This window comes from Ruegeria sp. AI3 (genome assembly GCF_056541245.1).
This window is the reverse complement of the sequence record NZ_JBQFYA010000009.1, coordinates 224,348-235,677: the sequence shown is the minus strand read 5'-3', so window position 1 is coordinate 235,677 and position 11,330 is coordinate 224,348. Positions and strand designations below refer to the sequence as shown.

At 60.7% G+C, this 11,330-nt stretch carries 10 protein-coding genes; 6 read left to right on the top strand and 4 right to left on the bottom strand.

The genetic code is table 11. From position 1 onward, the window contains the following. Window positions 1-97: 97 nt before the first annotated feature. A complete protein-coding gene (locus ACRZ95_RS15170) occupies window positions 98-883 on the bottom strand; it encodes a 23S rRNA (adenine(2030)-N(6))-methyltransferase RlmJ (protein ID WP_170678821.1) in 786 nt (261 codons plus the stop codon). 155 nt (window positions 884-1,038) lie between these two features. On the opposite strand from ACRZ95_RS15170, the gene ACRZ95_RS15165 reads away from it, so the two are divergent. Genes ACRZ95_RS15165 through ACRZ95_RS15140 form a run of 6 tightly spaced genes read left to right on the top strand, consistent with a single transcriptional unit; the run spans window position 1,039 to window position 7,606 of the window. Further along, window positions 1,039-2,085 carry a rod shape-determining protein gene (locus ACRZ95_RS15165; RefSeq protein WP_039523195.1) on the top strand — a complete coding sequence of 349 codons (1,047 nt, stop codon included), beginning with the start codon at window positions 1,039-1,041 and terminating at the stop codon, window positions 2,083-2,085. Between the two features lie 59 nt (window positions 2,086-2,144). Beyond that, window positions 2,145-3,047, top strand: coding sequence for a rod shape-determining protein MreC (gene mreC, locus ACRZ95_RS15160; RefSeq protein ID WP_170678819.1), 903 nt, complete (start codon window positions 2,145-2,147; stop codon window positions 3,045-3,047). After that, the gene (locus ACRZ95_RS15155) at window positions 3,040-3,576 is read left to right on the top strand and encodes a rod shape-determining protein MreD (protein ID WP_170678817.1); all 537 of its coding nucleotides are present in this window, start codon (window positions 3,040-3,042) and stop codon (window positions 3,574-3,576) included. The genes mreC and ACRZ95_RS15155 overlap by 8 nt, the downstream gene beginning before the upstream one ends. Next, window positions 3,573-5,522 (top strand): penicillin-binding protein 2, encoded by a 1,950-nt coding sequence (gene mrdA, locus ACRZ95_RS15150; protein ID WP_170678815.1) that lies wholly within the window; start codon window positions 3,573-3,575, stop codon window positions 5,520-5,522. The genes ACRZ95_RS15155 and mrdA overlap by 4 nt, the downstream gene beginning before the upstream one ends. Continuing rightward, complete coding sequence (gene rodA, locus ACRZ95_RS15145; RefSeq protein WP_170678813.1) at window positions 5,519-6,658, top strand: rod shape-determining protein RodA; 1,140 nt, start codon at window positions 5,519-5,521, stop codon at window positions 6,656-6,658. Before mrdA ends, rodA begins: the two co-directional genes overlap by 4 nt. Window positions 6,659-6,673: 15 nt before the next feature. Beyond that, window positions 6,674-7,606, top strand: coding sequence for a 2-hydroxyacid dehydrogenase (locus ACRZ95_RS15140; RefSeq protein ID WP_170678811.1), 933 nt, complete (start codon window positions 6,674-6,676; stop codon window positions 7,604-7,606). 134 nt (window positions 7,607-7,740) lie between these two features. Here ACRZ95_RS15140 and ACRZ95_RS15135 read toward each other — a convergent pair whose 3' ends face one another. From ACRZ95_RS15135 to dut, 3 genes are all read right to left on the bottom strand, one after another. After that, on the bottom strand, window positions 7,741-9,756 hold the full coding sequence (locus ACRZ95_RS15135; protein WP_170678809.1) for a M3 family metallopeptidase: 2,016 nt from the start codon (window positions 9,754-9,756) through the stop codon (window positions 7,741-7,743). Between the two features lie 62 nt (window positions 9,757-9,818). Continuing rightward, window positions 9,819-10,868: a molybdopterin-synthase adenylyltransferase MoeB gene (locus ACRZ95_RS15130; RefSeq protein WP_170678807.1), complete on the bottom strand. Its 1,050-nt coding sequence runs from the start codon at window positions 10,866-10,868 to the stop codon at window positions 9,819-9,821. Further along, the gene (gene dut, locus ACRZ95_RS15125) at window positions 10,868-11,323 is read right to left on the bottom strand and encodes a dUTP diphosphatase (protein WP_170468830.1); all 456 of its coding nucleotides are present in this window, start codon (window positions 11,321-11,323) and stop codon (window positions 10,868-10,870) included. The genes ACRZ95_RS15130 and dut overlap by 1 nt, the downstream gene beginning before the upstream one ends. Between the last annotated feature and the right edge of the window lie 7 nt (window positions 11,324-11,330).

Here is an 11,330-nt window from a genome sequence, read left to right as displayed (position 1 = left end):
CAGCGCGCCTGCGGCGCGCTGCCGGGCCCAACGCGTTTGACGGCATCTTTGATGCAGGCAAACGGGGCGCGAGGTTTGCTTGTTCCTCTCCAAGACCTCAAAGTTTTTTGAACAAAGTAGACAGTCTGTGGGTTTCCTGATCCAACCCAAAGGGCGCGTTGATCACGAACATTCCAGACCCGACCATCCCATGCCCTTTGCGCGCTGCGGGGAATGTCACCTCGTGTTTCAACACCTTCGGGAAATCCTGAGACGTCAGCGCGTCCACCATCGGCTTTTGACGGGCATCCTTCAGGATCGGGTACCACAAAGCGATCACGCCCACATTCCATTTGCGATGCAGCTTGGCGATTATCCCCGGAAGGCGGTCATATTCCGCCTTCACCTCGTAGCTGGGGTCAATCAACAGCATACCCCGTCTGGGCGTCGGCGGCAGTAGGGACTGCGCCAGCTCATACCCGTCTTGCTTGTAGACGCGCGCATTGCCCCCCGGCACCGCCAGTGACAATGCCGCATATTCCTGCGGATGCAATTCGGCGAGGTGCAGACTGTCCTGCGACCTCAGCAGGCTAGCTGCAATCAGGGGCGATCCGGGGTAGCTGGCCTCTCCAAAACGCGCGCGGGTCAACTCGATCGCCTGCGCCAGCGGATGATCATCGCCAAACCATGCACCACGCTGCACCCGCTCGATCCCGGCGGCTGCTTCTCCGGTCTTGCGGGCCTCATCTGAATCTAGCTTGTAAAGCCCACGTCCCGAATGGGTTTCGACATAGGTCAGCGGTTTGTCCTTTTGGGTCAGATAGGACAGCGACCATGCCAATAAAGCGTGCTTTTGCACATCAGCCAGATTCCCGGCGTGGTAAATATGTTGATATGAGAGCATATTGCCTTCTACAGTCCCTGAAAATGAGGCGAAAAGGTGCTGATTGCCGCGGAATCAGCCCTTTTACCGGGCGAGTTGGCACCCTATAAGTCATCCGTCCCGGAACCGTCGAGTCGCGGGCAGTAGAAAAACCGACATACAGGATCAGGGGAATCATGGGGATCTTTGGCAATCTGGGCGGCCTGTTCACAGCGGACATGGCTATCGACCTTGGAACGGCAAACACGCTGGTCTACGTCAAGGGGCGCGGTGTGATCCTGTCTGAACCCTCGGTTGTGGCCTATCACGTCAAGGATGGCGTTAAAAAGGTTCTGGCGGTTGGCGAAGACGCCAAGCTGATGCTGGGTCGGACGCCGGGATCCATTGAGGCCATTCGCCCAATGCGCGAAGGCGTGATCGCCGACTTCGACACCGCCGAGGAAATGATCAAGCATTTCATCCGCAAGGTGCATAAGCGTTCAACCTTCTCGAAGCCAAAGATCATCGTCTGCGTCCCGCATGGCGCGACTCCGGTTGAAAAACGTGCAATCCGTCAGTCGGTTCTGTCCGCAGGCGCGCGCCGCGCTGGCCTGATTGCCGAACCGATTGCAGCGGCGATTGGGGCAGGCATGCCAATCACCGATCCGACCGGCAACATGGTCGTCGACATCGGCGGCGGTACCACCGAGGTTGCGGTTCTGTCGCTGGGCGACATCGTCTACGCCCGCTCGGTCCGCGTGGGTGGAGACCGTATGGACGAGGCGATCATCTCATACCTGCGTCGTCAGCAGAACCTTCTGGTCGGCGAATCCACCGCTGAACGCATAAAGACCACCATCGGCACCGCGCGCATGCCCGACGATGGCCGCGGCCAGTCGATGCATATCCGTGGTCGCGACCTGCTGAACGGCGTGCCAAAAGAAATCGAGATCAGTCAGGCTCAGGTGGCCGAGGCACTATCGGAACCCGTCCAGCAAATCTGCGAGGCTGTGATGACCGCGCTAGAGACCACGCCCCCCGATCTGGCCGCGGATATCGTGGATCGCGGCGTGATGCTCACCGGCGGCGGAGCGCTTCTGGGGGATCTGGATCTTGCTCTGCGCGAACAGACAGGACTGGCCGTGTCGATCGCCGATGAAAGCCTGAATTGTGTGGCTTTGGGCACCGGCAAGGCGCTAGAATACGAAAAACAGCTGCGCCACGCGATTGACTACGAAAGCTAAGGCGCGCACCCTTTAGAAAATAGGGTAAATTCGGCCCGAGCAGCACGGGAAGGTAACCTGTGGCAAAAGACCGATCACAGCGCGATGACTACACGGCCCCACTGCGGCGTCTGCTTCTGGGGATCGTTGTGCTGTGCCTGCTGGGCATCTTCATTGTCTGGCGAATCGACAGCCCTCGGGTAGAACGGTTCCGCGCGCAGGTTGTGGATGCTGTTGTGCCCTCGATGGATTGGGCCATGGTTCCGGTCACCGCAACCGTCAACCTGTTTCGTGATTTCCAAAGCTATCAGAGCCTGAGCGAGCAGAACCGCGAGCTGCGCTCGGAACTGCGGTTGATGCGTGCGTGGAAAGAGGCAGCGTTGCAGTTGGAACAGGAAAACGCGCGGCTTCTGGATTTGAACAATGTGCGGCTTGATCCTCGCCTGACCTATGTCACCGGTGTTGTGATGGCCGATAGCGGCTCTCCCTTCCGGCAATCGGTGCTGTTGAATGTGGGCGAACGGGACGGGATCGTCGATGGCTGGGCTACGATGGACGGGATCGGGCTGGTTGGCCGTATCTCGGGCGTCGGGCCGGATACGGCGCGCGTCATTCTGATGACTGACGCCTCAAGCGTCATTCCCGCAACCATCCAACCCTCTGGCCAGACCGCTTTGATCACGGGCGACAATACCCCGGCCCCATCGGTCGAGTTTCTGGAAAACCGCGAGCTTGTGCGCCCCGGCGACCGTGTCGTGACGTCGGGTGATGGCGGTGTGTTTCCGGCCGGTCTGCTGATCGGCCAGATCGCCGCCGACCCCGGAGGTCGCCTGCGCGTGCGTCTCTCCGCCGATTTCGAACGGTTGGAGTTCCTGCGCGTTCTTCGCTACAACTCGGCCCCCACGATCCGCGATCCGGGTCAGATCGTTGGCCCCTCGAGCCCCGCTGCTTCGTTGTCACCTGAGGAAGCTGGTGATGGATAAACCGGCCTCTCACAAATGGGCGATGCGCGGTCTATATGGGGCGCTCGCGGTGTTTGTTCTGTTCCTGCATCTGCTGCCGCTGGATACGCAGCCGGATCGCTGGCCTTTTCCGGACTTTCTGATCGTCCTTACTTTTGCTTGGGTGCTCAGGCGACCGGACTATGTGCCGACCGTTTTGGTCGCTTTGGTTATGTTGCTGGCGGATCTGCTGCTGCAACGCCCTCCGGGCCTATTGGCCGCACTGGTGGTGCTGGGCGCGGCTTACTTGCGGTCTGCGGCACCGGGGATGCGGGATGCGGGCTTTGTGGCGGAATGGATGTCGGTCAGTGCCGTCGTTGCTGGCGTCTTTCTGGGCAATCGGGTCATCCTTGCAATCCTGTCTGTTGATCAGGCAGCTTTGTTACCGGTTTTGATCCAGCTTGTGCTGACAATTCTCGCCTATCCAGTCATTGTACTACTGTCTCAAAGTGTATTCGGCGTACGCCGCGTCTCGGCGGCGGATGCCAGTGCGGCAGGGGCGCGTGCATGAAACAACGCAAGATCAAAAGCGAAGGTGTCGCCTATAAACGTCTGCCCCGGCGGACCTTGCTGCTGGGCGGTTTACAGGCGGTTTTCATTGGCGGGTTGGCCGCACGCATGCGGTACATGCAAGTCGATCAAGCGGATGAATATCGCCTTTTGGCCGAAGAAAACCGCATCAACATCCGCCTGATCCCGCCGACGCGGGGGCGCATCTATGACCGCAATGGGCAGGTCATAGGGCAGAATTCACCCTCCTACCGCATCGTAATTGTGCGCGAGGATGCCGGTGACATCGACAAGGTGATCGCCAAACTCTCGGACCTGATCCCCCTGAACGAGGATGAGATTGAGCGCGCGCGCACGGAAATGCGACGCTCGGCCCCGTTCCTGCCAGTCACATTGGTCGATCAGGTGACGTGGGAAGATATCTCGAAAGTCGCGGTGAACGCCCCGGCCCTACCAGGGGTCACGCCCGAGGTCGGGCAAACCCGGCAATACCCGCGCTATGAGGATTTCGCCCATATCGTCGGCTATGTCGGCCCGGTCAGCGACTATGACCTCAGCCAGATCGAAGACCCCGAGCCAGTGCTGCGCATCCCCCGGTTCCAGATCGGCAAGGTCGGGTTGGAAGCCAAGCAAGAGATCGACCTGCGCGGCAAAGCAGGCTCCAAGCGGGTCGAGGTTAACGCCACCGGCCGCGTCATGCGTGAGTTGGACCGGCAGGAGGGCCAACCGGGCGCCGATTTACAACTCTCGGTCGACGCGGACCTGCAGCAATACGCTCAGGCACGACTTGCCGGAGAAAGCGCCGCCGCCGTTGTCATTGATTGCGAAACCGGCGATCTGCGGGCAATGGCCTCGGCCCCCAGCTTCGACCCCAACCTGTTCGTGCGCGGTATCTCGGTCGCGGATTACCAGATCCTCACGCAGGACAAATATCGCCCCTTGGCCAACAAGACGGTTCAGGGCACATATCCGCCTGGATCGACCTTCAAGATGGTCACTGCGCTGGCCGCACTTGAGGCCGGCGTCGTTGGCCCCGGTAGCACTGTTTATTGCCCCGGCCACCTCAAGGTCGGTAGTCGTCGTTTCCACTGCTGGAAGCGCGGAGGTCACGGCACTGTCGACCTCAATACTTCGCTCAAGCGCAGTTGCGACGTTTATTACTACGACGTTGCGCTGAAGGTTGGCATCGACAAAATCTCAGAAATGTCGCGAACCCTTGGGCTCGGCATCAAGCATGACATCCCCATGTCCGCCGTTCGGGCAGGTTTGGCTCCTAATCAGGAGTGGAAGCTGAAAACCCATGGTGAGGAATGGTTGAGCGGCGATACGGCCAACGCCTCGATCGGTCAAGGATTCATGCTGGCTTCGCCAATGCAGCTGGCCGTGATGACCGCGCGGATCGCCACGGGGCGGGCCGTGACACCGCGTCTGGTCCGCTCGATTGATGGGGTCGAACAGCCAACCGGCGCGGGTGAGCCGCTTGGGATCAGCCCAGCCAATCTGAACTACATCCGCGAGGCGATGTGGTCAGTATCGAACGACCGGCGTGGCACGGCCTATCGCAGCCGGATCATCGCCGATGACCTGCGCATGGCGGGCAAGACCGGCACCAGTCAGGTGCGCAACATCACCAAAGCGGAACGTGCCGCAGGTGTGATCCGCAATGAGGACCTACCCTGGGAGCGGCGAGACCATGCGCTGTTCGTCAGCTTCGCGCCTTACGACAAGCCCAAATACGCCATCGCGGTTGTGGTCGAACATGGCGGCGGTGGCTCCAAGGCGGCGGCCCCGGTCGCGCGCGACATCATGCTTCAGGCGCTTTACAACGGCACCCCACCGCTCGAGGCCTACCCGGCCGGAGATCGAGAACGCATCAAGGAGCAGCAGAAACGGCTCGAGGGCGACCGCCGCCCCAAAGCGCGCCCCAGCGAGAAGGACCGCGCATGAGCTATCTTGAATATGCGGTCAAATCCACGCCATCGGGGTTCCGAAAATTCCTGTACATGAACTGGCCGCTGACGCTGTTGCTGATCAGCACGGCCAGTGCCGGGTTCCTGATGCTGTATTCGGTGGCCGGTGGTTCGTGGATGCCGTGGGCCGAGCCTCAGATCGAACGTTTCGGGCTGGGCCTGGCAGTGATGTTCATCGTCGCACTGGTGCCGATCTGGTTCTGGCGCAACATGTCGGTACTGGCCTATCTGGCCTCGATCGCGTTGCTGGTGTTTGTGGAGTTGTTCGGCACGATTGGCATGGGCGCACAGCGCTGGATCGACCTTGGGTTCATGCGTTTGCAGCCGTCCGAGGTGATGAAGGTCGCGCTGGTGATGTTGCTGGCGGCCTATTACGACTGGCTGCCCTCGCATAAAACCTCGCGTCCGCTCTGGGTTCTGATCCCGGTCATCCTAATCTTGATCCCTACCTTCATGGTACTGCGCCAGCCGGACCTTGGGACCTCGATCCTGCTGCTGGCCGCTGGCGGAGGGTTGATGTTTCTGGCCGGTGTCCACTGGGCCTATTTCGCGGCCGTGATCGCAGCCGTGGTCGGCTTGATTGCAGCTGTTTTCAATAGCCGAGGGACCGAGTGGCAGTTGCTGAAGGACTACCAGTTCCGCCGGATCGACACGTTTCTTGACCCCTCGACCGACCCGCTGGGCGCGGGCTATCACATCACCCAATCCAAGATCGCCCTGGGATCGGGTGGATGGAATGGGCGCGGCTTCATGCAGGGCACGCAATCACGGCTGAACTTCTTGCCTGAAAAACACACCGATTTCATCTTCACCACATTGGCCGAAGAATTCGGCTTTGTCGGTGGCATCACCCTATTGGTGCTTTATGCTCTGATCCTGATCTTCTGCATGGTCACGGCGCTGTCGACCAAAGACAGGTTCTCGTCGCTGGTCACCATGGGGATCGCGCTGAACTTCTTCCTGTTCTTTGCGGTAAATATGTCGATGGTGATGGGGCTGGCTCCGGTTGTCGGGGTGCCTCTGCCCATGGTCAGTTATGGCGGGTCGGCCATGCTGGTTCTGATGGCCGCCTTCGGCGTCGTGCAAAGCGCCCATATCCATCGCCCCCGCTGATCGGAAAGCCCCTCTATGCCCGTCAATATCCTGTTCTCCGCACGTCCTGAGCTTTGGCCGGTGTACCAGCCGCTTCTGACCGAGGGCCTGCGAGAGGCAGGCGTCGCGTTCAATCTGGCAACCGAATTCCCAGAGGATGAGGTGGACTACATCGTCTACGCCCCAAGCGGCGGGCTGCTGGATTTCACAACCTACACCCAACTGAAAGCGGTTCTGAGCCTCTGGGCCGGGGTCGAGCAGATCGCAGGGAACGAAAAGCTGACCGTGCCACTGGCGCGGATGGTAGATCATGGACTGACCCAAGGCATGACCGAATGGGTCGTGGGGCATGTGCTTCGCTATCACCTGGGGATGGACCAGCACATCAAAGTGCAAGATGGTGTGTGGTCGCCTGACGCGCCGCCATTGGCGAACGAACGTCAGGTCTGCATTCTGGGCCTTGGCGCATTGGGGCAGGAAGCCGCCCAAGCGCTGGCCGCATTGAATTTCAACGTCACCGGATGGAGTCGCACCCCCAAAGACATCCCCGGAGTAACCTGCCTGAGCGGCGAAGACGGATTGAGAGAGGCTCTGACAAAGGCCGAGATCGCCGTCCTCTTGCTGCCCGACACACCGGCGACCGAGAACACCCTGAACGCCGAAACACTTGCGCTGATGCCCAAAGGCGCGCGGATCATCAATCCGGGGCGTGGGCCTCTGATCGACGATGACGCCCTGTTGCAGGCGTTGAACACAGGCCAGATCGGACATGCCACGCTGGATGTGTTCCGGGTTGAGCCTCTGCCCGCCGATCATCCCTACTGGACGCATCCGAACGTGACGGTGACGCCGCATATCGCCTCGGAAACGCGGCCGGTCACGGCGGCGCAGGTGATTGTCGAGAATATCCGGCGCGGGGAAGCTGGCGAGCCATTTGTGCATCTGGTGGATCGCCAGCTGGGGTATTGATCCCCTGACATAAAGCGTTTCGGGTTTTACCTGAATCATCAAGTGACACGAATGTCCCGAGAACGCTGAAAGCGTGGCAGGATATTCGTGTCGCAGGTTTTAACCGAAGCGATCCAGAACCGGGGGCGAAGGGTTTAAGCTGCGATGAGGCCGCGCCCTTTCAGCAAAGCTTCGACATCAGGCATCCGGCCCCGGAAGGCCAGATACAGCTCCTCAGCCTCTCGCGAGCCGCCAGTGGACAGGATATTGTCTTCCAGAGCTTTGGCGCGTTCCGGATCAAAGGCCCCTCCGGCCTCCTCAAAGGCCTCGAACGCGTCGGCATCCATCACTTCGGACCACATGTAGCTGTAGTAGCCCGAGCTATAGCCATCGCCCGCGAAGACATGCGCGAAATGCGGGGTCGCGTGGCGCATGCTAATGGCTGCGGGCATACTGATACCGTTCAAGACCTCGGCCTGTTTCGCCATCGGGTCCGCCGGGGCCGCGCCTTCATGGAAAGCCAAGTCAACCAAGGCCGAGGCGACATATTCCACCGTCTGAAACCCCTGATCGAAATTCGCGGCCTTCAGAACTTTCTCAAGCATTTCCTGCGGCATTGCCTCGCCAGTGTCCGCGTGGGTGGCGAACTCGGCCAGAACCTCGGGGACTTCCAACCAATGTTCGTAAAGCTGGCTTGGCAGTTCGACAAAGTCGCGCGCCACGGACGTGCCCGAAATGCTTTCATAGGTCACATTCGACAGCATCTGATGCAGGGCGTGCCCGAATTCGTGGAACAAAGTGCGCGCATCGTCATAGGACAACAGTGCCGGATCGCCTTTCGCGAAGTTGCACACATTGATCACGACCGGAGCCTGTTCTTTGGGGAACTTCGCCTGTCCCCGCATCGCGCTGCACCATGCGCCTGATCTCTTGGACCCGCGTGCGAAATAGTCACCAATGAAGACCGCGATATGCTTGCCGTTGCGTGTCACCTCCCACGCCCGGCAATCGGGGTGGTAAAGCGGCGCGTCCAGCGGTTTGAACTCCAATCCGAACAGACGGTTGGCGCAGGCGAACGAGGCCTCGATCATCCGGTCCAGTTGCAGGTAGGGCTTCAGCGCGGCCTCATCCAGATCATGCTCAGCCTTGCGGCGTTTCTCGGCGTAGTAGCGCCAGTCCCACGCCGCCAGAGGGCCGTTGACGCCGTCCTCCTGCATCATCGCGGTCAGCACCTCGGCATCTGCGTCGGCGCGCGCCTTCGCAGGCTCCCACACTTGCATCAGCAGGTCGCGGACGCGGTCAGGCGAGCGGGCCATTTCGGTTTCCAGCTTGTAGTCGGCAAAGCTGTCATAGCCCAGCAGCTTGGCGCGTTCTTCACGCAGGGACAGGATTTCGGCGGCGATGTCGCGGTTGTCGGTCTCACCACCATTCGCCCCGCGCGCGGTCCAGGCGCGATAGGCTTTCTCGCGCAGATCGCGACGGGGGGAGAACTGAAGGAACGGCACAATGATTGACCGCGAGAGAGTGACTACGGGACCAGCGGCGCCCTTTTCCTGACCTGCCGCGCGTGCGGCATCGACAACGAAATCCGGCAGGCCCTGCAGGTCATCCTCGGACAGGTCCATGAACCAGTCGCGCTCATCCGCCAGCAGGTTTTGGGTGAAGGATGTTCCCAGTGACGCCAGCCGCGCTTTGATCTCTTGCATCCGGGCGTCCTGCTCGCCCTCCAACGCAGCACCAGCCCGGACAAAACCGCGATGAGACAGCATCAGCACGCGCGCCTGTTCATCACTCAGACCCAGATCATCGCGCCGCGCCCACAGGTCCGCCACGCGTTTGAACAGCGCCTTGTTCGAGGAGATCCCCGAGAAATGCGCCGCTAGCTTTGGCGAGAATTCTCGCTGCAATTCCTCACGTTTCGGATTGCTGTCCGCGCCCGCAACTGTGAAGAAAACCGACAGCACTTTGTCCAGTTGCTCACCCGCCGCCTCAAGCGCTTCGATCGTGTTGGCGAAACTCGGAGTTTCAGCGTTTGCAGCGATCACGTCGATCTGCGCGTTATGCGCCTGCAGTGCCTCATCCAGAGCAGGGGCGAAATCATCATCCGAAATCTTGGCAAAAGGGGCGAGTTCGAACGGAGTGGTCCAGTCGGACAGGATCGGGTTGGTCATTCAGATCTCCTTTGACCACAACCTAGGAAGGGCCGATCAGATGATCCAGAGCAACACGGCGTTTATTCACCACCCGCACCGCAAATCGGGCAGTCAGAGCGTTTGGACAGGGTGATTTTGCGGCTTTCCCCATAAAGCGCGTCATAGATCAGCATTTCGCCGCGCAGCGCTTGGCCAGCCCCGGTGATGACCTTGATCGCCTCAACCGCCATCATGGACCCAACCACACCCGGCAAGGGGCCGATAACGCCCGCCTCGGAACAGGATGGGGCCAGACCGGCCGCGGGGGCCTCCGGGAAAATACACTGGTAGCAGGGCGCACCCTTGGTCGGGTCGAAGACGCTCAGCTGCCCTTCCCATTGCGACAGTGCGCCCGAGATCAGCGGTTTGCCCAACGCAACGGCCGTGCGATTGGCCAAATAGCGGGTTTCGAAATTGTCGGTACCATCCAGGATCAGATCAAAGTCGCCCAATAGGTCTCGCGCGATCTCTTCACTCAGACGCCGATTGTAGGGCAGGACGGTGACGTTGGGGTTCTGAGCCTCCATCGCCTGCTGGGCCGAGAACACTTTGGGCATTCCGATATCGGCGTCGCGGTGAATGACCTGACGCTGAAGATTGGCGTTTTCGACCACGTCGTCGTCGATCACTCCGATCGTGCCTACACCCGCTGCAGCCAGATACTGCAAGGCTGGTGCGCCGAGACCCCCGGCCCCAATCACCAGCACGCGCGCTTTTTTCAACCGTTTCTGCCCCGGTCCACCCAGTTCGCGCAGAACGATATGGCGGGCATAGCGGTCCAGCTCTGTTTCAGCGAACCGGTCCGAGGGTTTGGCCTCGGTCTTGTCCGCTTCGGGCTGCGCCCGATTACGCAGCGCTTTCAGCCCCTTGCCATAGACCATGATCAGCGCAGCCGCTCCGGCCAGCATCAGCCACAGCGCTGCCGATCCTCCGGTTGCTTCGCGCAAGGGATGGCCGCTCGGCAAAACCAGATGCGACAGGATCACACCGGCCATAAGCACACTGACTGAGGTCACACGCGCCGTCCGGGACACGCCCGCGATATAGCCGACGCCCCAAAGACCCGCGGCAAGGACCAGAACCAGCAGCATCAGCCGCGCCCGGTTGAGCCGAACCCGCCAGCGCCACGCGCGGTCTCGCCAAGGGTTTCGGTTAGCTCGAACGTGGCTTGCACGACAGGCGCTACGATAAGCTGCGCGATGCGTTCTCCGTGGGTGACCTCGAAACGGTCCTGCCCTGCGTTCATAACGATCACCCCCAGCGGGCCGCGATAGTCGCTGTCGATGGTCCCCGGCGTGTTGGGCAGGGTGATGCCGTGCTTCAATGCCAGCCCGGAGCGTGGGCGGACCTGAGCCTCATAGCCCGCCGGGATCTCGATTCGCAGGCCGGTGGGGACAAGGGCGCGCTCCCCCGGATCCAGAAAGATCGACTCGCCGTCGGGCAGGTTGGCGCGTACATCAGCACCGGCCGCGCCCGAGGTCTCATATGAAGGCAGAGGAACAGAAACGTCTGCACCCTCTTCCCGGATCACGCGGATAGCTACCATCTGTATT

Coding starts and splice junctions, on each gene's coding strand:
- ACRZ95_RS15170 (WP_170678821.1), bottom strand. CDS start 883: ATGCTCTCATATCAACATATTTACCACGCCGGGAATCTGGCTGATGTG.
- ACRZ95_RS15165 (WP_039523195.1), top strand. CDS start 1,039: ATGGGGATCTTTGGCAATCTGGGCGGCCTGTTCACAGCGGACATGGCT.
- ACRZ95_RS15155 (WP_170678817.1), top strand. CDS start 3,040: ATGGATAAACCGGCCTCTCACAAATGGGCGATGCGCGGTCTATATGGG.
- mrdA (WP_170678815.1), top strand. CDS start 3,573: ATGAAACAACGCAAGATCAAAAGCGAAGGTGTCGCCTATAAACGTCTG.
- rodA (WP_170678813.1), top strand. CDS start 5,519: ATGAGCTATCTTGAATATGCGGTCAAATCCACGCCATCGGGGTTCCGA.
- ACRZ95_RS15140 (WP_170678811.1), top strand. CDS start 6,674: ATGCCCGTCAATATCCTGTTCTCCGCACGTCCTGAGCTTTGGCCGGTG.
- ACRZ95_RS15135 (WP_170678809.1), bottom strand. CDS start 9,756: ATGACCAACCCGATCCTGTCCGACTGGACCACTCCGTTCGAACTCGCC.
- ACRZ95_RS15130 (WP_170678807.1), bottom strand. CDS start 10,868: ATGCTGCTGGTTCTGGTCCTTGCCGCGGGTCTTTGGGGCGTCGGCTAT.
- dut (WP_170468830.1), bottom strand. CDS start 11,323: ATGGTAGCTATCCGCGTGATCCGGGAAGAGGGTGCAGACGTTTCTGTT.